This is a genomic window from Pantoea latae (assembly GCF_002077695.1).
GTDB classification, from domain to species: Bacteria; Pseudomonadota; Gammaproteobacteria; order Enterobacterales; family Enterobacteriaceae; genus Pantoea; species Pantoea latae.
The window spans coordinates 78,628-100,360 of the sequence record NZ_MWUE01000019.1 but is presented as its reverse complement, the minus strand read 5'-3'; the positions used below and the strand labels follow the sequence as shown (position 1 = coordinate 100,360).

At 61.6% G+C, this 21,733-nt stretch carries 16 protein-coding genes and 2 pseudogenes; 2 read left to right on the top strand and 16 right to left on the bottom strand.

Annotated features, from left to right (window positions below; all coding sequences use genetic code 11):
* Positions 1 to 47: 47 nt before the first annotated feature.
* The 12 genes and pseudogenes from gabT to B2J69_RS13580 form a co-directional block, all read right to left on the bottom strand.
* Complete coding sequence (gabT, locus tag B2J69_RS13635) at positions 48 to 1,364, bottom strand: 4-aminobutyrate--2-oxoglutarate transaminase (RefSeq protein WP_081140039.1); 1,317 nt, start codon at positions 1,362 to 1,364, stop codon at positions 48 to 50.
* Positions 1,365 to 1,479: 115 nt separating this feature from the next.
* Positions 1,480 to 2,611 (bottom strand): annotated as a pseudogene (locus B2J69_RS13630) (M20 aminoacylase family protein); the annotation flags it as partial.
* Between the two features lie 5 nt (positions 2,612 to 2,616).
* A complete protein-coding gene (locus B2J69_RS13625; protein ID WP_081140035.1) occupies positions 2,617 to 3,543 on the bottom strand; it encodes a 2-hydroxyacid dehydrogenase in 927 nt (308 codons plus the stop codon).
* Complete coding sequence (locus B2J69_RS13620) at positions 3,543 to 4,391, bottom strand: GNAT family N-acetyltransferase (RefSeq protein WP_081140034.1); 849 nt, start codon at positions 4,389 to 4,391, stop codon at positions 3,543 to 3,545. Before B2J69_RS13620 ends, B2J69_RS13625 begins: the two co-directional genes overlap by 1 nt.
* A 165-nt stretch (positions 4,392 to 4,556) precedes the next feature.
* Positions 4,557 to 6,221 carry an ABC transporter ATP-binding protein gene (locus B2J69_RS13615; RefSeq protein WP_081140032.1) on the bottom strand — a complete coding sequence of 555 codons (1,665 nt, stop codon included), beginning with the start codon at positions 6,219 to 6,221 and terminating at the stop codon, positions 4,557 to 4,559.
* The gene (locus B2J69_RS13610) at positions 6,218 to 7,066 is read right to left on the bottom strand and encodes an ABC transporter permease (RefSeq protein ID WP_081140030.1); all 849 of its coding nucleotides are present in this window, start codon (positions 7,064 to 7,066) and stop codon (positions 6,218 to 6,220) included. The genes B2J69_RS13615 and B2J69_RS13610 overlap by 4 nt, the downstream gene beginning before the upstream one ends.
* Complete coding sequence (locus B2J69_RS13605; RefSeq protein ID WP_081140029.1) at positions 7,063 to 8,019, bottom strand: ABC transporter permease; 957 nt, start codon at positions 8,017 to 8,019, stop codon at positions 7,063 to 7,065. Before B2J69_RS13605 ends, B2J69_RS13610 begins: the two co-directional genes overlap by 4 nt.
* Before the next feature lie 24 nt (positions 8,020 to 8,043).
* The gene (locus B2J69_RS13600; protein WP_081140027.1) at positions 8,044 to 9,630 is read right to left on the bottom strand and encodes an ABC transporter substrate-binding protein; all 1,587 of its coding nucleotides are present in this window, start codon (positions 9,628 to 9,630) and stop codon (positions 8,044 to 8,046) included.
* Positions 9,631 to 9,675: 45 nt separating this feature from the next.
* Positions 9,676 to 10,953, bottom strand: a complete 1,278-nt coding sequence (locus B2J69_RS13595) for an NAD(P)/FAD-dependent oxidoreductase (RefSeq protein ID WP_081140025.1) — start codon at positions 10,951 to 10,953, stop codon at positions 9,676 to 9,678.
* A gap of 10 nt (positions 10,954 to 10,963) precedes the next feature.
* Positions 10,964 to 11,632 (bottom strand): haloacid dehalogenase type II, encoded by a 669-nt coding sequence (locus tag B2J69_RS13590; RefSeq protein ID WP_081140023.1) that lies wholly within the window; start codon positions 11,630 to 11,632, stop codon positions 10,964 to 10,966.
* A 27-nt stretch (positions 11,633 to 11,659) separates the two neighbouring features.
* The gene (locus tag B2J69_RS13585; RefSeq protein ID WP_081140021.1) at positions 11,660 to 13,129 is read right to left on the bottom strand and encodes an aldehyde dehydrogenase family protein; all 1,470 of its coding nucleotides are present in this window, start codon (positions 13,127 to 13,129) and stop codon (positions 11,660 to 11,662) included.
* A gap of 377 nt (positions 13,130 to 13,506) precedes the next feature.
* On the bottom strand, positions 13,507 to 14,967 hold the full coding sequence (locus B2J69_RS13580) for an NAD-dependent succinate-semialdehyde dehydrogenase (protein WP_081140020.1): 1,461 nt from the start codon (positions 14,965 to 14,967) through the stop codon (positions 13,507 to 13,509).
* 162 nt (positions 14,968 to 15,129) lie between these two features.
* Here B2J69_RS13580 and B2J69_RS13575 point away from each other — a divergent pair, with 162 nt between their 5' ends.
* Entirely contained in the window at positions 15,130 to 15,795 is a 666-nt protein-coding gene (locus tag B2J69_RS13575) for an O-methyltransferase (RefSeq protein ID WP_081140134.1), read from the top strand.
* Here the strand turns inward: B2J69_RS13575 and cbl are convergent.
* Positions 15,792 to 16,751: an HTH-type transcriptional regulator Cbl gene (gene cbl / locus B2J69_RS13570; protein ID WP_081140018.1), complete on the bottom strand. Its 960-nt coding sequence runs from the start codon at positions 16,749 to 16,751 to the stop codon at positions 15,792 to 15,794. The two genes, B2J69_RS13575 and cbl, sit on opposite strands and share 4 nt — an antisense overlap.
* Positions 16,752 to 17,659: 908 nt before the next feature.
* On the opposite strand from cbl, the pseudogene B2J69_RS13560 reads away from it, so the two are divergent.
* A pseudogene (locus tag B2J69_RS13560) lies at positions 17,660 to 17,815 on the top strand (type VI secretion system tube protein Hcp); the annotation flags it as partial.
* Between the two features lie 71 nt (positions 17,816 to 17,886).
* On the opposite strand, the gene nac reads toward B2J69_RS13560, so the two are convergent.
* From nac to B2J69_RS13545, 3 genes are all read right to left on the bottom strand, one after another.
* Complete coding sequence (nac, locus tag B2J69_RS13555; protein ID WP_081140015.1) at positions 17,887 to 18,804, bottom strand: nitrogen assimilation transcriptional regulator NAC; 918 nt, start codon at positions 18,802 to 18,804, stop codon at positions 17,887 to 17,889.
* 377 nt (positions 18,805 to 19,181) lie between these two features.
* Positions 19,182 to 20,204 carry an ABC transporter permease gene (locus B2J69_RS13550; RefSeq protein ID WP_174580909.1) on the bottom strand — a complete coding sequence of 341 codons (1,023 nt, stop codon included), beginning with the start codon at positions 20,202 to 20,204 and terminating at the stop codon, positions 19,182 to 19,184.
* A gap of 23 nt (positions 20,205 to 20,227) precedes the next feature.
* Positions 20,228 to 21,712 carry a sugar ABC transporter ATP-binding protein gene (locus B2J69_RS13545; RefSeq protein ID WP_081140013.1) on the bottom strand — a complete coding sequence of 495 codons (1,485 nt, stop codon included), beginning with the start codon at positions 21,710 to 21,712 and terminating at the stop codon, positions 20,228 to 20,230.
* Positions 21,713 to 21,733: the final 21 nt, after the last annotated feature.

Genomic DNA, 21,733 nt, shown 5'->3' with positions numbered 1-21,733 from the left:
CAGGAAAAATTATAATTATTCCAGCAATATCAATGAGGAAGAAGGCATTATCCGAGACGGCCGGTGGCGCGCGCCAGCGCAATATCAAAAATGTGCAGCGCCTCTTCTAATTGTGAATCGGTTGTGACAAGCGGCGCGAGGAAGCGCACCACGTTGCGCTGAACGCCACACTTAATCAGCAGCAGCCCCTCCTGACAGGCGCTGTCGAGGATCTTCTGCGTCAGCGCAGCGTCTGGCTTGCCGCTTTCGAAATCGAGGATCTCCACCGCCAGCATAAAGCCGAGGCCGCGCACGTCGCCGATGCAGGCGTACTTCTCCGCCAGCTGCTGCAGCCGCGCGTGCAGCTGCTCGCCGAGCTGGTTGGCGCGCGCCAGCAGGTTGTCATGCTCCAGCAGATCGAGCACCGCCAGCGCCGCCGCGCAGCCCAGCGCGTTGCCGCCGTAGGTGCCGCCCAGCCCGCCCGGCGTCGGCGCGTCCATGATCGCCGCCTTGCCCACCACGCCGGAGATCGGCAGGCCGCCGCCGAGGCTTTTCGCCACCGTGACCAGGTCAGGTTTGATGTTGAGATGCTGGAAAGCGAACATTTTGCCGGTGCGGCCAAAGCCGGTCTGCACTTCGTCGCAGATCAGCACAATGCCGTGCTGCTCGGTAATGCGGCGCAGCGCCTGCATAAACGCCGGGCCGGCAAGCAGGAAGCCGCCGTCGCCCTGCACCGGCTCGATAATGATCGCCGCGACGCGCTCCGGCGCGATCTGCACCGCGAACAGCTGATCCAGCGCCTTCAGGCAGTCTACTTCTGTCACGCCGTGCAGCGGATTAGGGAACGGCAGGCGGTAAATATCCGCCGGGAACGGGCCAAAGTTCTGTTTATAGGGCTGGCTCATGCCGGTCAGCGTCACGCCCAGCAGCGTGCGGCCGTGGAAGGCGCCGTCAAAGGCGATGACCCCGGAGCGGTTGGTATGGGCGCGGGCGATTTTAATCGCGTTCTCCACTGCCTCCGCGCCGCTGGTGAAGAAGACGCTCTTGTAGGCCTCTTCGCCGCCAACCAGCTGGTTAAGCCGCTGCGCCAGTTCGATGTAGCCCGGATAGGCCACCACCTGAAAACAGGCGTGCGACACCAGCCCCAGCTGGCGCGTAACGGCGTTGACCACCGCCGGATGGTTGTGCCCGACGTTGAGCACGCCGATGCCGCCGACGAAGTCGAGATAGCGGTTGCCTTCGACGTCCCACACTTCGCTGCCCTTTGCGCGCTCAATCACCAGCGGGTGCGCGGTGACCACGCCGCGCGGCACGTTCTGCTCGCGCGCGTCCAGCAGCAAACTGTTGTCTGAATAGGTCTGTTGTTTGGCGATGACATTCTGCATTTTTTACCTCATCCACGTAACGTTCGGTTGGCTCAAGTATCGCAACCCACTGGTTTAGCATGCTGCCGTTATGGGTAAGGCTGCGGCATTTCCTGTCAAAATCGGTGCCCTTACAGCAGGGAAATTTCTTAACCTGATGCGCGGCGGGCAAGCGCCGTTAAGGCGCGCACGCCATAGGGGATCAGCTCGTCGTTAAAGTCGTAGGCGGAGTGGTGCAGCGGCCGCGACGGCGCCGAGCCAATCCAGAGATAGGCGCCCGGCTTCGCCTGCAGCATAAAGGCGAAGTCCTCTGAGGTGAGCGCGGGCTGGCGCGCGACGCGGGCGCTGAATCCCGCCTCGCTGAGCGCTTCAACGGCAAGCTTCGCCTCTGCCTCGCTGTTTATCGTGGCCGGGTAGTAGCGCAAATAGTTCACTTCCGCCTGCAGGCCGTGTGCGGCGGTAACGTGATGCGCCATCTCGCGCAGCCGCGCTTCGAGCGTATCCTGCGCCGTCGGGCTGAAGGTGCGCACCGTGCCGGTGATCGACGCCTCCGCCGGGATCATGTTGTGCGAGAAGCCGCCCTGCATGCGCGTCACGCTCAGCAGCGCCGCTTCGCAGGGATCGATGGCGCGCGCCACCAGCGTATTGAGCTGCACCACCAGTTCGCTGGTCGCCAGCAGCGTGTCGCGCGTCAGATGCGGCTGCGCGGCGTGGCCGCCGCCGCCTTTTACCCTAATATCGAAGCGGTCCGCCGCCGCCATAATGGCGCCGGGACGGGTCTGCACCTCACCGAGCGGCAGCTCCGGCCAGTTGTGCAGCGCATAGACCGCCTCGCAGGGAAAGCGGCTGAACAAGCCGTCGTCGATCATCGCCTTCGCGCCCGCCAGCCCCTCTTCCGCCGGCTGAAAGATAAAGTAGATCGTGCCGTTGAAGTCGCCCGTCTCCGCCAGCTGCTGCGCCGCGCCGAGCAGCATCGCGGTATGCCCGTCGTGGCCGCAGGCGTGGCAGACGTTCGCCGTCCTGCTTTTCCAGGGCGCGTCGCCCTGATCCTGCATCGGCAGCGCGTCCATATCGGCGCGCAGCCCAATCGCCCGCCTGCCGTCGCCGCGCGTCAGCACGCCGACCACGCCGGTTTTGCCGATGTTGCGATGGACCTTCAGCCCCAGCTGGTGCAGAAAGCGCGCCACGATGTCGCCGGTGCGCGTCTCCTGATAGCCCAGTTCCGGGTGGGCATGCAGATCGCGCCGCAGCGCGACAAGAGCGTCAATGTTCATTAATAACCTCGCGCGCGGTCGATCAGACCGATCATCGGTTCGCCGCGCTGATAGCGACGCAGGTTCTCGAGCAGCGCGGCCACGGCGCTCTCGTTTTGCGTCTGGCTGGCGATATGCGGCGTCAGCCAGATAGCGGGATGACGCCAGAAGGGATGGGACGGCGGCAGCGGCTCGGGATCGGTGACGTCGATTACCGCCGCGCCGAGCTGGCCACTGTCGAGCGCCGCCAGCAGATCGGCATGATGCAGCTGCGCGCCGCGTCCCGCCTGCACCAGCGCCGCGCCCGGCGGTAGCTGGCTAAAAAGATCGCGGTTCAGCAGGCCGCGCGTCTCCGCCGTCAGCGGCAGCAGGCAGACCAGAATGTCGCTGCGCGCCAGAAACGCGCTGAGCTGCCCGTCACCGTGAAAGCACGCGACGCCGTCGAGCTGGCGCGGCGTGCGGCTCCAGCCGGCGCAGTCGAAGCCGAGCGTTGCCAGCTGCCGCAGCGCGGCCTGGCCCAGCTCGCCGAGCCCCATCACGCCGACGCGCCGCGTGGCGGCGGGCCGGACGCTGTGCGCCAGCCACTGCGCCTCGCGCTGCTGCTGCAGGTAGCGCACCATATCGCGATGCAGGCCGAGCACCGCGAAGGTGACATACTCCACCATGCCCTGGGTCAGGCCCGGCTCGATCATGCGCACCACCGGCAGGTCGGGCGGCAAGGCGGCAAGATCGAACTGATCGGCGCCTGCGCCCACCGACAGCAGCGCTTTCAGGTTGGGCCAGGTTTCCATCAGCCTTTCCGGCGGCTGCCAGGCGATCAGCATTTCGATCTCATGCGGGTTGCCGCTTTCCGGCCAGAGATGCAGCTGAATATCGGGCGCGTGCTGCGCCAGCCACTGCTGCCACAGCGCGCCGCGCTGGGGATCTGATTTATAGAGGATCTGCATCAGGCCATCGCCTGGGTCATCAGGCCGAACGCCTGCATGGTATCCGCCTGCGGCGTCCAGGGCGTGCCGCGCACCATGGTGGTGGGATTGTCCACCTGCGCCAGCCCGAGCGTGGCGAGCCAGCCGGCCAGCGGCAGCGCAGCGTCGGTGTCGATGCGCACGAACTCGCCGCGCAGCCCCTGCATCAGCGAGGCGACCAGCGCCTGCGCCAGCGGAAAATCCTGCGCGATAATCGGGCCAATCGCCCAGCCGTGGCCGAAGCGGCGCAGGCTGGCGAAGCCGTGAACCTGATGCTGCGCATCCTCCAGCAGCACGGTCTGATGCTGGCTGACGATATGCGCCATCAGCTGCGGGCGCAGCATGCCGTGCGCCTGCTGGTCGAGCGCGGTCAGCGTCGGCACGTCCTGCGCCTGCGCGCGGCGAAGCGTCACTCCCGCCGGGATCGCCACGGGCGGCACCGCCTCCAGCGCGCGCGTCTGGTGCTGGAGGATCTGCCCGGTGGTGACAAAGCCGAGCTTCTCATAGAGCCCTTTGCCCATCTCGGTGGCGTGCAGCCGCACGTTGTGCTCGGGCACCTTCTCCAGCAGAGTCAGCATCAGCTGTTTGCCCAGCCCGCGGCCCTGCTGCTGGCCATCCACCATCACCAGCCCGATGGTGGCAGCGCGTTCGCCCCAGCGCCAGAGAATGGCGCTGCCGAGCAGTTTGCCCTGCTCTTCAATCACCACGCCTTCGCCGAAGGTCATCGCCTGCTGCCAGTCTTCACGACGGTGCGGCCATTTCAGCTGCTGCGTCATGGCGTAGCACTGCTCCAGATCCTGCGCGTTCATGGCGCGAAAAAGTGCGGTCATGGTTTTCTCCTTACATCATGCCTGGCTTTTTAAATGCGCTGCCCTCTACGCTATGGCAGCGCTAGTGTATGGGATCGGTGAGCGGCGCAGCCGGTCTCGCGATCCGCAGAGAGAGTGGCAGCTCAGCGCGCACTGCCCGGGGACACTATGGCAAGCAAGATAGCCCTATTCCGCCTTTAAAATCTCTTCGTGCTCATCCAGCCACCCCTGCCGCAGCTCCGGCACGGCGCGCTTCAGCCGCTCGAAATAGAGTTCGCTGGTCGGCTTGTCGTAATCGTCCCGCGCCAGCTGGGTGACGATGCGCCCCGACTTCATCACCACGATGTTGTCGCACACCGCGCGCACCGCGTGCATATCGTGGCTGATAAACAGCACCGACAGGCCCAGCTCGCGCCGCAGCTCGCTGATCAGATCCAGCACCGCCGCGGCAACCACGGTGTCGAGCGCCGAGGTCACTTCGTCGCACAGGATCAGATCCGGCTCCGCCGCCAGCGCGCGCGCCAGGTTAACGCGCTGCTTCTGCCCGCCGGAGAGCGCCCAGGGGCGTCGCCACAGCACGCTGCGCGGCAGCTTCACCAGATCGAGCAGCTGATGCAGCCGCTGGGTCAGCGCCTGCCCGCGCAAGCCGTGAAACAGCGCCAGCGGACGCGACAGGATGCGCTCGACGCTGTGCGCCGGATTGAGCGCGGTGTCCGCCATCTGAAACACATACTGAATGCGGCGCAGCTCGTTGTCAGGCCGCTTGTGCATATCGCCCGCAATATAGTGGCCGTTGAACAGCATATGACCGTGGCAGGGCGCGTTAAGGCCGGCGATGGCGTGCGCCAGCGTGGTTTTGCCCGATCCCGACTCGCCGATAATGCCGATCGCCTGCCCTTTCCACAGCTGCAGGTTGATATCCTCCAGGATACGGATCTTCGGCTGCCCGTCGCTGCCGCGCGGGCCGTAGCCGGCAGAGAGGTCGCGCACCTCCAGCAGCGGCTGCAGCTCACCGCGCGCCTGATGCCACGGGCTGGGGCGCTCTTTCTGCCGCGCCGCGTCCATCAGCAGCCGCGTATACTCCGCCTGCGGCGCGCCGATCAGCCGTTCAGTGGTGCCATATTCGGCAATCTGGCCGCGCAGCAGCACCAGAATGCGGTCCGCCATCTGCGCCACCACCGCCAGATCGTGACTGACGTAGATGGCGGTGACGCCGCGCTGCGCCACCACGCGACGAAAGGCTTTCAGCACTTCTACCTGGGTGGTGACGTCGAGCGCCGTGGTCGGCTCGTCGAGGATCACCACGTCGGGATCGCCGATCAGCGCCATCGCGGTCATCAGACGCTGCAGCTGCCCGCCAGAAACCTGATGCGGCCAGCGATCGCCGATGGTGTCGGGGTTGGGCAGCGCCAGCTCGCGGAACAGCGCCACCGCCTTGGCTTTCGCCGCCTTGCGCGTCATGGTGCCGTGGATCACCACCGGCTCGATCACCTGATCGATAATTTTCATGCCGGGGTTAAACGAGGCCGCCGCGCTCTGGGCAATATAGGCCACTTTGTTACCGCGAAATTCGCGCAGCTGCTGCGGGCTCAGGCCGTTGACGTCGACGCCCGCCACGTGAATATTGCCCTCGGCGATGCGGCAGCCGGGACGGGCATAGCCCATCAGCGCCATGGCGATAGTGGTTTTGCCGGAGCCGGATTCGCCAATCAGCGCCAGCACCTCTCCTTTCTGCACGGTAAAACGAATATCGGACACCAGATCGATGGCGTCGCCCTTGTCGCTCTGCGCCGTGACGCGCAGCTTATCCACGGTAATCACCGGCATGGCGGTGTGCGGCATCACGTTCATACGCCCTCCTTCGCCAGCGTCAGCGGACGCATCTGCTGCAGACTGTCGATAAACAGGTTGGCGCCGATGGTCAGGCTGGCGATCGCCAGCGCAGGCATCAGCACCGCCGGCGAGCCGTCGAACAGCCCCTGAATGTTTTCACGCACCAGCGTGCCCCAGTCGGCGTAAGGCGGCTGCACGCCGAGGCCGAGAAAGCTCAGGCCGCTCAGCAGCAGCACGATATAGACGAAGCGCAGGCCAAAGTCCGCCAGCATCGGGTGCAGCATATTGGGCAAAATATCGTGAATGGCGACGTACCAGCGGCTTTCGCCGCGCAGCCGCGAGGCGCGCACATAGTCCATATTGCGCAGGCTGCCTGCCATGGCGAAGGCGATGCGGAACGCGCCCGGCCAGTAGGTAAAGATGGCGGTAAGCAGCAGCATCGGCAGCGACGAGCCAAAGACCGCCACGATCATCAGCGACAGCACCTTGCCCGGCAGCACCAGCATGGCGTCGTTGACGCGCCCCAGAATCTCCTCCAGCCAGCGGCCGGTCACCGCCGCCAGCAGCGCCAGCAGCGTGCCGATCAGGCTGGCGCCGATGGCCGCGCCCAGCGCCAGGCCTATCGAGAACTTCGCGCCATAGAGGATGCGGCTGAGAATATCGCGCCCCAGCGCGTCGGTGCCGAGCCAGTTGTCGGCGGTAAAGCCGCCGAACAGCGGCCCGCCGCCGATATCCTCGACGTTGTGCGGCGCCAGCTGGTTGCCGAAAATCGCCATCAGCAGCCAGAACAGCGACACCACTAAACCGAGCCGCCCGGAGATCGACAGCGACTGAAAGAAACGAACGGGAAGTAAGGTATTCATGCGCTTCTCCATTTCGGGTTGAAGGCGATGGTGAGCACGTCCGCCAGCAGCAGCAGTAGCAGATAGCAGCCGGCGAACAGCATCACGCAAAACTGCACCACCGGCAGGTCGCGGTTGCTGACCGCATCCACCAGCTGGCTGGCGAGGCCGGGATAGCTAAAGATGGTTTCGATAATGATCACCCCGCCGAACAGATAGGAGAGGCTAAGCGAGATGGCGTTGGCGATGGGGCCGACCGCGTTGGGCAAGGCGTGGCGCAGCACGGCGCGCAGCGGCGAAACGCCTTTCAGCAGCGCCATCTCCAGATAAGGGCTGTCGAGCTGGTTGATAATGGCGGCGCGCGTCATGCGCGCCATCTGCGCCACCAGCACGCAGCAGAGAGTCAGCACCGGCAGCGCATAGGCCTTCAGATAGCTGACCAGATCCATATTGGGCGAGCCGAAGGACATCGCCGACACCCAGTGCAGCTTCACGGCGAAGATCAGCACCGCCACCGTCGCCACCAGAAACTCCGGCACCGCCACCATCGCCATGGTGCTGACCACCAGCGCGCGATCCAGCAGCGAGCCGCGCGTCATTGCGGCGGTAATGCCGATCGCCAGCGCCAGCGGCACGCAGATCAGCGTGGTGATGGCCGCCAGCTCAAAGGTGGCGGGAATGCGCTGCGCCACCAGCTGCATCACCGGCAGGTGGCTGGCGAACGAGGTGCCGAAATCGCCCTGCAGCATACCGCCCAGCCAGCTGAAGTAGCGCAGCAGCAGCGGCTGATCCAGCCCGAGCTGGGCGCGCAGCGCCGCCACCGTCTCCGGCGTGGCGTTTTGCCCGAGGATCATCTGCGCCGCGTCGCCCGGCAGCAGGCTGGTGATAAAAAACACCACCGCCGAGACGATCAGCAACGTCAGGATGCCGGCGCCGGTGCGGCGGGCGATCAGGAACAGCATGTATCGGTTCATCGGCGTTCTCCATCAGAGAGAGGGTTAAGCGGACAGCCAGGCGAATTCGTGGAAGCGGTAGCCCATCATCATGCCGGAGGGCCAGGCTTCGACGCCCTTCACCTTTTTGCTGTAGCCGTCGGTGGAGCTGATAAAGGTCGGGATAATGGTGCCGCAGTGGTCGTAGATCAGCTTCTGCATATCGCCGTACATCTGCTTGCGCTTCGCCTGATCCCGTTCGCCGCGCGCCGCCACCACCAGCTGGTCGAACTGCGGGTTTTTCCAGCCCGACTCGTTATTGGGCGCGCCGGAGAGGTAGAACTGCGAGAAGAGCATATCGAGCGTTGGACGCGGGTTGATCGAGCCGTAGCCCACCGGATCTTTGGTCCAGTGCGTCGACCAGTAGCCGTCATAGGGCACGCGGCGCACTTTGACGTTGATACCGGCATTGCGCGACACCTGCTGGATCAGCTGGCCGCCCTCCACCGCGCCTTCGATGTTCGGCGTGGTAATAATCTCGACCGTCGCGCCCTTCATCCCCGCCTTCTCGATATGGAATTTGGCTTTCTCGACGTCAAGCGGACGCGGCTTCAGCTCGGCGTTGTAGAGCGGGTGCCACGGCGGCACCGGCGTGTCGTTGCTGACGTCGCCGTAGCCCTGCAGCACGGTTTTCACCAGCATCTCGCGCGGCTGCAGATATTTCAGCGCCAGCACGAAATCTTCGTTGCTGCCGGGTTTGATATCGGTGCGCACGATGAGGTTGGTGTACATGCCCGATTTGCTCTCCAGCACGCCGAAGTCGCTGGTGGCCTTAATGCGCTTGCAGTCGTTGGCGCTCAGAGTAGAGACGATGTGCAGATCGCCCGACATCAGAGCGTTGACGCGCGCCGCCTGGTCGGTGACGCCCAGCAGCTCGACTTCGTCGAGGTGCGGCAGGCCCGACTTAAAGTAGTGGGGGTTTTTCGTGCCGACCGAGCGCACGCCCGGCGTAAACTCTTTGCAGACGTAAGGCCCGGTGCCGATCCCTTTGGTGAAATCTTTGGTGCCGTCCTGCACGATTAAAAACGGCGGCGCGGCGAGAATATAGGGCAGATCGAAGTTCGCCTGGCTCAGCACCAGCTGTACTTCATTGTCGTTAACCGCGCTCAGCGTCTGGAACTGCTCGGCGATTTTAAAGGCGTTAGAGGCGACCGCGGCATCTTTATGGCGGCTCAGCGAATAAATCACATCTTTAGCGGTGAGCGGCTTGCCGTCGTGAAAGGTGACGCCGCTGCGCAGCTTGATCTGCCAGGTGATACCGTCGCTGGAGTCGAGCGAAGAGGCGAGCGCGGGCAAGGCTTTGAGATCTTTATCCAGCTCGGTCAGGCCGTTGTAGAACATGCACTGGCGCGTATAGTCGCCGCTGTTGTTGGCTTTGGCGGGATCGAGGGTATCGGTGGCGGAGGCGTTGGACATGGCGGCGCGGATTTTGCCGCCTTTCACCGGCGTTTCGGCGGCGAAGCCCAGCTGCGGGAAGCCGATAATGCCGCTGCTCATCACCGCCCCGGCGGAGAGCATTTTCATCAGGCCGCGGCGCGACAGCGTGCCTTCGGTCAGCATGCGCGTCAGCGCGTTATTATCATTTTTACTCATCTGCGTACCCTCAATAAGCGTTTAAGTTCACCTGGAATGCAAGCATTAAGAGAAACGATCTTTGGCTTTGTAATAGAGTCCGGCCAGCGGCAAAAACCACGGCTTGCCGTGATAGCCAGGCAGTGCGGGCCAGGCGTCGCGCTGCCAGGGGTTGCGGTTGCTTTTTTCGGCAATAAGATCCGCCATCACCGCGCCCATCCACACCGACATCTGCGTGCCGTGGCCGCTGTAGCCCATCGAGTAGAAGACGCCGTCATGTTCGCCCGCGTGCGGCAGCCGGTCGGCGGACATATCCACCATCCCGCCCCAGCAGTAGTCGATACGCGCCTGCGCCAGCGCGGGGAAAAGGCTCGCCATCGTCGCCTGCAGGATCTCGCCGCTGCGCGAATCGGAGGTGGGGTTGCTCACCGCGAAGCGCGCGCGGCCGCCGAACACCAGCCGCCGGTCGGCGGTGGTGCGAAAGTAGTTGCCGAGATTCAGCGAAGTGACGTAGGTGCGATCCTGCGGCAGCACCTGGCGGATCAGCGCCTCACCCAGCGGCTCCGTCACCACAATAAAGCTGCCCACCGGCACGATGCGGCGCTGGAACCAGCGAAACGGCCCGACGTTGGAGCAGCCGGTCGCCATCAGCACTTTATCGGCGAGGATCTCCCCTTTTGCCGTCTGCACGCGGTGACGATAGCCGTCAAGGCGGGTTAAGCCGGTCACGGCGTGGTGCGGGAAAATTTTCGCCCCGCTGCGCGCCGCCACTTCCGCCAGCCCGACGCCGAACTTGCCCATATGCATCTGGCCGCCGCGCTTTTGCAGCAGCCCGCCGTGAAAGGCGTCGCTGTTGACTTCGCGACGGATCGCCACCTGGTCAAGCAGCTCGATGTCCGGATCCACGGTGCGGCGCATCAGCTCCCACGCCTCGCGCAGCCCGGCGAAATGGGACGCCTTGCTGGCGAGCTTGAGCTTGCCGCACAGGCGGAAATCGCAGTCGATCTGCTCGTTGCGCACCAGCTGTTCGACGTAGCTCACCGCGTCGTCATAGGCGCGGTAAAAGCGCGTCGCTTTCTCGATGCCCTGGCTCGCCACCAGCGAGGCGAAGTTCTGCGCCACGCCGGTGTTGCAGTGTCCGCCGTTGCGCGCCGAGGCCTGGCTCATCACCTCGCCGCCCTCCAGCAGCACCACGTCGAGGCCGCTGCGCGCCAGGCTCAGCGCCGCTGAGACGCCGGTAAAGCCGCCGCCGATCACCACCACGTCGGCGCGCGACGGCAGCGAACCCGGCGCCACGCCGTGAAAGGCGGGCGCGGTGGCCTGCCAGAAGGATTCGAGTTTCATTGCGCTATCCTCAGAGGCCGACCACGGCAGGCAGGCCGCCAATGTCGTTGATTTCGGTGTAGCCGTAGTACGGGTTCGCCGGTTCATGGCCGCGATTAACCCAGGCCTTGTGCGTAATGCCGAGGTCGTGCGCCGTCATCAGGTCGTAGCGGAAGCTGGAGGAGACGTGCAGGATCTCGTCTGGACGGCAGTTGAGCTTCTGCAGCATATATTCAAAGCCTTTCATCTGCGGCTTATAGGCGCCCACTTCCTCGGCGGTGATCGCCAGATGGATCGGCGCGCCCAGGCGCGGAATATGGTGCGGCAGCAGATCCTTCATCGAGTTGCTGAGCAGCACCAGCGGAAATTCGGTTGCCAGTTTCGCCAGCCCCGCCGGCACGTCGGGATGCGGTCCCCAGGTGGCGCAGTCGGTGTAGATATAGTCGCTGTCTGCCTTGTCCCACGCCACGCCCCACTTTTTGCAGGTGCGCTGTATCGCGTTGCTGACCACGTCGTAGTAGGGCTTCCAGGCGCCCAGCACCTCATCCATACGGTAGCGGGCGAAATCGGTGGTGAACGCCTGCATCTCGCTCGCCGCCACGCGCGCCTCGAAGCAGCGCGCCGCCGCGCCCGCCATATCGAAGTTAATCAGCGTGCCGTAACAGTCAAAGGTGATGTATTTCGGTTTAAACAGTGCCATGACGCGACCTCGTCTCTATCAGGAAAGTTAAAAATCGATCAGTACGCTTTTCTGGCGCTGGCAGGCCTGAAACGCCTGCCGCCCCAGATCTTTGCCGATGCCGGAGCCGAGAAAGCCGCCGGTGGGAATGATAAAGTCGCCGGAGCGGCCGTAGCGGTTAATCCATACCGTGCCGGCGTCGATGGCGCGCATCGCCCGCATGGCGCGCGGCAGGCTCAGGGTGTGCACCCCGGCGCACAGGCCGTAGGTGTCGTGCGCCGCCAGCCGCAGCCCCTCTTCTTCATCGTCAAAGGTCTGCACCGTCAGCACCGGGCCGAAGATCTCCTGCTGCACCGCCGGGTTATCCTGCGCGACGCCGCACAGCAGCGTGGGCTGCCAGAACCAGCCCGCTTCGGTGTCGGCGAAACGCTCGCCGCCGACCAGCACTTCCGCGCCCTGCGCCTTCGCGGCGGCGATCACCGAGGCGACTTTGTTGCCCTGACGTTCGTCGATCAGCGGCGCGTAGCGGCTGTCGCCGTGCCAGGTCGCGCCGGGCTGCACGCTGCGGCACAGCGCGGCGAGGCGATCGAGCAGCGGCGCGGCGATGGCGCGCTGCACAATCAGGCGGGTGCCGGCGACGCACGCCTGGCCGCCGTTGGCGGTAAAGCCGCGCAGAATGCGCTGCGCCAGCACCTCGATGTCGCCCGCGTCGTCAAACACCAGCTGCGGACTTTTGCCGCCCAGCTCCAGCGTTACCGGCTTCATGCCGTGCTGCGCCACGTCGCTCATAATGCGCGCGCCGGTCAGGGTCGAGCCGGTGAAAGAGACCTTGCGCACCAGCGGATGGGTCACCAGCGCATGGCCGGTCACCGCGCCGCTGCCCTGTACGATATTGAGCACGCCGGCAGGCAGCCCGGCCTGCAGCGCCAGTTCCGCCATGCGCACGGTGGAAAACGGCGTCAGTTCGGAAGGCTTGAGCACCACCGCATTGCCCGCCGCCAGCGCCGGGCCGCACTTCCATGACGCCATCGACAGCGGAAAATTCCACGGCGTAATGGCGCCTATCACGCCGTAGGGCTCGGCGATCAGCATGCCGAGGCTGCTGTCGCGCGTTGGAAAGAGATCGCCGCTGTATTTGTCGGCGCACTCGGCGTAGAAGCGGATCGCTTCGGCGGTGAACGGAATTTCATGCTGCGCCACATCGCTAATCGGACGGGTGGATCCGAGCGCCTCCAGCTGCGCCAGCAGGCTGTCCTGCTCGATCAGATCGGCCCAGCGGCGCAGCACCCGGCCGCGTTCGCGCGGCGCGCAGCCTGACCAGCCGCTGCTTTTCAGCGCCTGATGGGCGATCTGCACCGCGCGGTCGACGTCGGCGGCGTCCGCCTCATGCAGCGTGGCGTAGATCCTGCCGTCTGAGGGGCGCTTTACCGCAAACGCCGCGCCTTGGCTCTGAACGTGCTGGCCGTCGATATAGTGGCCAACCGGAAGCGAAACTTTTTCAGGGTCGAAACTTAACATGGAAAATTCCTTATTTTTCACACCCGTCAAACCAAAGGGAATTAGCGCTGTCGCAAGGCTTATATTCAGCGTTAATAAGCTCATGCAAAAAGGTAATGCAGAAAGTATGCCAGCCAGCTAAAAAATAAAAATGCGTTTAAAACAGCGCAAAAAAATTTTGTGCCGTATTGAAAGCGGAAATTTTGCGTAATTGCCGAAGGAATAAACAGATGATTTAGCTCACAAAAATCATGCATTGCCGTGGTGCATCGCGCATGAAACTTGCACTAAAATGGCGAACCACGAGAAAAACCTGACGCAGCGCACAAAATAAAAAAAGCGTTTGCCGCTTTCGCCGCAAACGCCTGCTGTAAGAAATTATAAAAAAGGGTTGAGGATTAATTCAGGCTGCCAATATGGAACGCCTTCTGTTCCAGATATTCTTCAATACCATAGCGCGATCCTTCACGCCCGATCCCGGATAATTTTACGCCGCCGAACGGCGCCACTTCTAATGAGATCGCGCCGGTATTAAAGCCGACCATGCCAAATTCCAGCGCTTCGGCGACGCGCCATGCGCGACGAATATTCTCAGTGAAGAAATAGGCGCCGAGCCCATAGGGGGTGTCGTTGGCCATGGCGATCGCCTCTTCTTCCGTGTCGAAGATAAACAGCGGCGCCACCGGGCCAAAGGTCTCTTCATGAGCGATACGCATCTGCGCGGTGACCTCGCCCAGCACCGTTGGCTGTACGTACGTGCCGTTGCCGTGGCTGGTTCCGCCGGTCAGCAGCGCCGCGCCCTGAGCAAGGGCATCCTCGATATGGCTGTTGACCTTCTCGACCGCGCGCGCGTTAATCAGCGGGCCGATGGTGCTGCCGGGCGCAAACCCGTCGCCGACTTTTAGCGTGGCGACCGCCTCGAGCAGCTTCGACGCGAAGCGCGCATAGATGCCGCGCTGCACCAGAATGCGGTTGGCGCAGACGCAGGTCTGTCCGGCGTTGCGGAATTTGCTCACCATTACGCCCGCCACCGCGATATCGACATCGGCGTCGTCGAAGACGATAAAAGGCGCGTTGCCGCCCAGCTCCAGGCTGAGGCGTTTGACGCTGTCGGCGCTCTGCTGCATCAGCAGCTGGCCGATGCGCGTCGAGCCGGTAAAGGAGATTTTCCGCACCAGGCGACTGCCGGTCAGCGCCGCGCCGATCTCCGTCGGCAGGCCGGTCACCACCTGCAGCACGCCGGCGGGAAAGCCCGCGCGCTCCGCCAGCACCGCCAGCGCCAGCGCCGAAAGCGGCGTCAGCTCCGACGGCTTGACGATAATCGGACAGCCCGCCGCCAGCGCCGGCGCGACTTTCCGCGTAATCATGGCGATGGGAAAATTCCACGGCGTGATGGCCGCTGCGACGCCGACCGGCTGTTTCAGCACCAGAATGCGGCGATCCTCGCTCGGCGCGGGAATGGTATCGCCGTAGATGCGGCGCGCCTCTTCGGCAAACCACTTCACAAAGCTGGCGCCGTAGAGCACCTCGCCTTTCGCCTCCGCCAGCGGCTTGCCCTGTTCGGCGGTCATGATGGTCGCCAGATCGTCAGCGTGGGCGAGGATCAGCTGATGCCACTTCTCCAGCAGCGCGGCGCGGCTGGCGTTGGGGGTTTTACCCCACGCGACGCGCACCGACTCGGCGCAGGCGATGGCCGCCTCCGTCTCCGCGCGGCCCAGCGCCGGAATGGTCGCCAGCGTTTCGCCGCTGGCGGGATCGGTCACCGGCAGGGTTTCGCCGTTGTGCGCCGCCTGCCAGCGGCCGTCGAACAGCGCCTGCTGACGCAGCAGATCGGGATCCTGTAGTTGAAGACGCGACATCTCACTCCCCTCTTTGATCGGTTTTATTTCACTTTATCGCGTCGTCTCAGCGCAGGATGTTTTTCTCGCCAGGCAATAGCCTTAATCAGCGAGTTTTGTGGGCGGAAAGAAAATTTTATGCCGCGCGACTGCTATGCTCAGTTTTTAAACAAGGAGATAACCATGAGCGATCATATGTGGCGAGCGGTTGATGATTACTTCACCGAGACGCTGGTCAAACCGGATGCGGTGCTGCAGGGGGTGCTGGCACGCAATGCGGAAGCGGGCTTGCCGCCGATTGACGTGGCAGCGAACCAGGGCAAGCTGCTTTATCTGCTGGCGCGCATGATGAACGCCTCGCGTATTCTGGAGATCGGCACGCTGGGCGGCTACAGCACGCTGTGGCTGGCGCGCGCCCTGCCGGAGAATGGCCGCATCGTTACGCTGGAGTTTTCGCCGCAGCATGCGCAGGTGGCGCGTGCCAATTTCGCCGAGGCGGGCGTGGCGGATAAAATCGAGCTGCTGGTCGGGCCGGCGCTGGAGAGCTTGCCGCAGCTGCAGGGGCCGTTCGATATGATCTTTATCGACGCCGATAAGCGCAATAATCCGCACTACCTGCGCTGGGCGTTGAAGCTGGCGCGCGTCGGCAGCGTGATTATCGGCGATAACGTGGTGCGCAGCGGGCGCATTGTCGACTCACAGTCAACGGACGAAAACGTACAGGGGCTGCGACACTATCTGCGCGACGTCGGCGACAGCCCGCACCTGACGGCGACCGCGCTGCAAACCGTCGGCAGTAAAGGCTGGGATGGCCTGCAGCTGGCCATCGTCGAGTCGCTGCCCGATTAGATCTGGAAGTCGATAACCGGCTCCTCTTCGCTCTGATAGGAGAGCGCCTGACGTTTGATCTCTTCCAGCGAGAGGTTGGCGTTGCACAGTTCCATAAACTGCCAGACATAGTTGCGCTGTAGCTGTCCGCGCTTCAGGCCCAGCCAGACGGTATTGGCGTCAAACAGATGGTGGGCGTCGATACGCACCAGCCCCTCATTCTGCTGGGTTTCACACGCCTGATCGGCAAGGATGCCGACGCCTAACCCCAGTTCCACATAGGTTTTCACCACGTCGGAGTCCTGCGCGCTCAGCACGATATCGGGTTTCAGCCCGGCGCTCTGGAAGGCGCGGTCGACGCGCGAGCGTCCGGTGATACCCTGACGATAGGTGATAAGCGGGTAACGGCTTAGCGTGCTGAGCGAAACCGGCTGCTGCTGCACCAGCTCATGATCGCTCGGCACCAGCAGCGCGTGATGCCAGCTAAACCACGGGAACGCCGCCAGGCTGCTGTTATTAACCAGCAGCTCACTGGCGATACCGACATCCGCCTCACCTGCCAGCAGCATGGCGACGATCTCCTGTGGCGATCCCTGATTTAACTCCAGCCGCACGTTGGGATAGAGCTGGCGAAACGCCTTGATGATGCGCGGCAGGCTGTAGCGCGCCTGGGTGTGCGTGGTGGCGATGGTCAGGATGCCGCTGGTTTCATTGGTGAAGACGTCGGCCAGACGGCGCACTTTGCCCGCCTCGTCGAGAATGCGTTCGGCGATGGTCAGCAGCGCTTTACCCGGTTCGGTCATGCCCAGCAGTCGCTTGCCGCGACGAATAAAAATCTCCACGCCCAGCTCATCTTCCAGGTCGCGGATATGGCGACTGACGCCCGACTGCGAGGTAAATAGCGTGTTTGCCACTTCCGTCAGATTGAACTCGCAGCGCGCCGCCTCACGGATGATTTTAAGTTGCTGGAAATTCACGATATTTACCTCCCTTTACGAAATTGTTATCTCCGATGGTAAGAAGGTTTATTGATATCAACAAATAATAAAAACTTCGCGCTTATGCGTATGGGGAATATGGGTCGATGGAAAAATGCCTACTCAAGGTAGGTAGTGCTGGTGAGCTCACAAATTAAACCCGCTGTGGTTAGAAGAGCTTGAATAGATTGGCTCTCCGGTTATACCTTAATACCACTATAAAGTGTAGGGATAAATTATGCGCGCTTCACTACTGTGTAAGGGAGAGTTTTAATGTTTAAAAGTTTCTTATCGATATTGTTCACTGAAATCTTATTTCCTGTCTGGATTTTTGCTAGCGCCTCTCTTTTTATTTATTTCTTTCCGAATTACTGGCTTATATTTACCGTGATATCAATATTTATCTTTATTTTCGTTCATCCCATTTTATTTGGCCGCTATGATAATTTTGACAAACAACCTTGTTTTAAACAGAGGTTTTATGTCTCATCGAGTATATTCATGGTTAACAGATGAAAACGGCCCAACGATGGCGGGTCCGTCGCGGGTGTTAGGCGCGAAGGGGCAATTGAACTAAAATCCCCAACGCATAACGTCAATATCCCTGTGGATGAAAAAATATCAAGAAATTCACAGAAAGAAGGCTGCAGTTAGCCACCCCTACACTGTGAGGCAATATACGAGGCGATAAAGAGCAAATATCATGTTTAAAACTTTTTTATCACTTATTTTTAATGAAGGGCTTATTCTGGCTAGCCTGACTGGACTGGGATTTTTTTACCTTGAGTGTCTCCCAGCGTACTGGCTGCCATTAACAGTTATTTCAGTGGTTATACTTATCATTGTGCTCCCCAAATTCACCGCAAAATTTGATAAGTATGATAAATAATCAACAAAAAAGGAATTTTATGTCTAATCCAGCATATTTATGGTTAACCGATGAAAACGGCTCACCGATGGCGGGTCCGTCGCTAGTGTCGGGGCGCGAAGGCGCGATTGAACTGAAATCTCTTACTCACAACGTTAATATCCTTGTGGATGGAAATACCGGGAGTTTAACCGGCGCACATCAGCAGCGAGCCCACATCGCACAGGCAAAAGCGGCCCCGCAGGACCGCCGGTTTATCCTGGCTGACTAGCTCACTAACAGCAGCGCGCGCTCTTCCGCCATCGGTTTGGTCAGCAGCGACAGCAAAATATCTTTTACCGCCTGCGCAGAAGGCGACAGCGGCAGACGCGCCGAGACGTTCAGCGACAGCGGCAGATTCAGCGCCGGGCTGTTGATGCGCGCCATCCAGGCCTGCGTCGATCCCACCAGCGAACGCGCGGCGGATTCCGGCAGCACCGTTACGCCCATGCCGCTGGCGACGGCGGCGGTCAGCATCGACAGCGACTCGATCTCGCCGATAATGCGCGCGCTGAGACGACGCAGCGAGAACGCCTCGTCGACCCGCTTGCGCACCGCGCTGTAATCACGCGGCAGGAACAGGCTCATCTGCGCCACCTCGGCTAAATCGACCGACGCGCCCGGACAGTCGGTCGCGCCCACTAAATAAAGCTCTTCTTTCATTAGCGGCATGCTGGTGATGCCCGCGGTCGGCGCGCGGTCATAGAGCACCGCCATATCAAGCTGGCCGTTCATGATCTTCTCATTCAGCGACGCGCCGCTGTTCTCATGCAGATAGACCAGGATGTCTGGATGCTGCTCGCGTACCGTTTGCAGCAGCGGCATGGTCAGCGACGACGCCGCCGTGCCCGGCGCCATGCCGATGGAAACCTGTCCGCTCAGCGCCTGTCCGGCGTTGATCACCGCCGTCTGCGCCTGTTCGCACTGGCGTAAAATCGTCCGCGCATGCGCATAGAGAATTTTACCGGCTTCGGTCGGCGTGACGCCGCGCTTGGTGCGGATCAACAGCTGCTGATCGAGTTCATTCTCCAGCGTGGCCACCTGTTGACTGAGCGCAGGTTGCGCGATGTGCAGCACTTCAGCCGCCTGCGTCAAACTGCCAATATCGACGATTTTTACAAAGTACTTCAGTCGTCTTAAATTCATCTTGCCTCCGTCACTTTCCCCGAATGCCAATAACATCTGTTCTTGTGGCCTGCTGGCCTCGTAGTAAACAAATTGCAATTAGCAGGCCACTTTTCGCGCGGCACCGACGCGGTGGCTGTAGAAAAATCCTAACAACCCGAAAAATAAGCGTTTCTGATTACTCATAAAGAGGTAATAAGCGGTGGGAATGGCCTGATGACCAGCGTTGCAGAGGCCAGTGCACTTCAGTGGTGCAGCACCTGCGTGCCAGACGTGCATAAAAGTGATGGCTCAGCGGGGAGAAACGGAAAAAGCGCGGTTATCCAGCAGTAAAACTTATCCAGCTCACGAAAAGCCTGCTCGACTCAGGCGAGCGAGCAGGCCAGCGGCGGGGAAGATCAGCGTTTTTTACGGTTGCGATGCATATCGATAGAGACAGCCGCCACAATAATGATGCCCTTAATAATGTCCTGCACGTAGGCATCGACGCCAACAAAGGTGAAGCCGCTTTTGATCAGGCCGAGGATCACCGCGCCAATCAGCGTGCCGGTAATACGCCCGACGCCGCCCATCAGGCTGCTGCCGCCGATGACGGCCGCGGCGATAGCATCTAGCTCGTAGGCCATCCCCATGCTTGACTGGCCGCTGCTGACGCGCGCCGCCAGCACCACGCCCGCCAGCCCGGAGAGCGCGCCGGCGATGGTATAGACGATCACCAGATACTTATTGACGTTGATGCCGGAGACTTTGGCCGAGGTCATATTGCCGCCGATCGCGTAAACATATTTGCCGTAGCGGGTATGTTTCAGGGCAATGTGGAACACCAGCGCCACCACCAGGAAAATAATCACCGGCATCGCGCCCTGGCCGATAGAGGTAAACCCATCGGAGAGGAAGCTAATTGGATTGCCCTGGGTGTAATACTGCGCCAGACCGCGCGCCGACACCATCATGCCCAGCGTGGCAATAAAGGGCGGAATGCCGGTCCGGGTGATCAGCACGCCGTTCACCAGGCCGCACAGCAGGCCGACGCCGATGCCGGCGCCAATCGGCACCACCGCAGGCATGTTCACCAGCGACGGAAACATCGGCGACAGGCTGTCGGAAGTTTGCGCCAGGCTGGCGGCGACCACCGCAGTCAGCGCAATCACCGATCCCGAGGAGAGATCGATGCCGGTGGTAATAATGACCTGCGTCACGCCGACCGCGATCACGCCGATAATCGCCACCTGCAGCACAATCAGGATCAGGCGGTTGGTGTTCATCAGAAACGACTGGTCGCGTACGTACCAGCCGGCCAGTTCGAAGATCAGCGCGATGCCGACCATCACGATAAAGATGCCGGTATCCTTCGGCAGTTTATGCCGCAGATTACCGAAGAATGACGACTGTTCAGTTGCCGGAGTGGCTGTCACTTTCATGTTGCTCATGGTTGTCTCGCGCCTCATTCGGATGCCAGCGACAAAATGGTTTCCTGGTCGGCCTCTTCTTTATCGAGGATGCCGGTAATACGTCCCTGATGCATCACCATCACGCGGTCGCTCATGCCGAGGATTTCCGGCAGTTCCGACGACACCATGATGATGGCCACGCCACGGTTGGCCAGTTCAGAGATCAGACGGTAAATTTCCGCTTTCGCGCCGACGTCGATACCGCGCGTCGGTTCATCGAGGATCAGGATTTTCGGCTGCGCCAGCAGCCAGCGGGCGATCAGCACCTTCTGCTGGTTGCCGCCGCTCAGGTTGTTGATGATCTGATCCATGGTCGGGGTTTTGATATTCAGCCGACGGATCTGATCCATACAGTCCTGCGCCATCTTGACGTGGCTGACGAAGCCACTTTTGCCGCTGTACTCCGGCATGTTGACGATGCTCATGTTCTCCATCACCGACAGCACCAGAAACAGCCCCGACTTTTTGCGGTCTTCGGTTAAAAAGGCCATGCCCTTTTCGATCGCCGTGGAAGGCGAGTCGATGTTGACCGGCACGCCGTCGATCAGCACTTCGCCGCTGTCGATGCCCTCCATGCCAAACAGACTTTCCATCACCTCGCTGCGTCCCGCGCCGACCAGACCGGCAACGCCGAGGATCTCGCCGCGCCGCACGCTGAAGCTGACGTCATGAAAGCGATCTTTGCTGCTGAGGTTGCGCACCGTCAGCACCTCTTCGCCGATGGCGTTGTTGAACTTGGGAAAGAGCTGCGTCAGTTCGCGCCCCACCATCTGGGTGATCAGCGACTGGCGCGTAAACTGCGCGGTGTGGTTGCTGCCCACCCAGCTGCCGTCGCGGAAGATGCTGATTTCATCAGTGATGGCGAAGATCTCATCCATCTTATGGCTGATGTAGATAATAGCTTTGCCCTGCTCGCGCAGGTCGCGAATGATGGTGAAGAGGTGCGCCACTTCGCTTTCGGTCAGGGCGGAGGTCGGCTCATCCATAATCACGATATCGGCGTTCCACGAGACCGCCTTGGCGATTTCCACCATCTGCTGCGCGGCGATGCTCAGATCGCCCACCAGCCGATCGGCCTTCAGGCGGATATTAAGCTGATTGAGCAGCGTCTGCGTCTGCTGATTTAGCCTGCCATGGTCGACAAAGCCAAATTTCATCGGCTCGCGCCCCAGCCAGATATTCTCCGCAACGGTCATGTAGGGCACCAGGTTAAGCTCCTGGTGGATCATGGAAATGCCGGAACGCAAGGCGTCCATGGTGTCCTGAAACTGCACCGGCTCCCCTTTAATGCGGATGGTGCCCCGATCGGGACGGTACATCCCGATCAGGCACTTCATTAAAGTGGATTTGCCCGCGCCATTCTCGCCCATCAGGGCATGTACCGATCCCGGACGCACGCGCAGCGAAACGTTATCGAGTGCCTTCACACCGGGAAAGAACTTGCTGATGCCTTCGGCTTCTAGCGCAAAAGCGGTCATACATCACCTCCGTACGGCTGA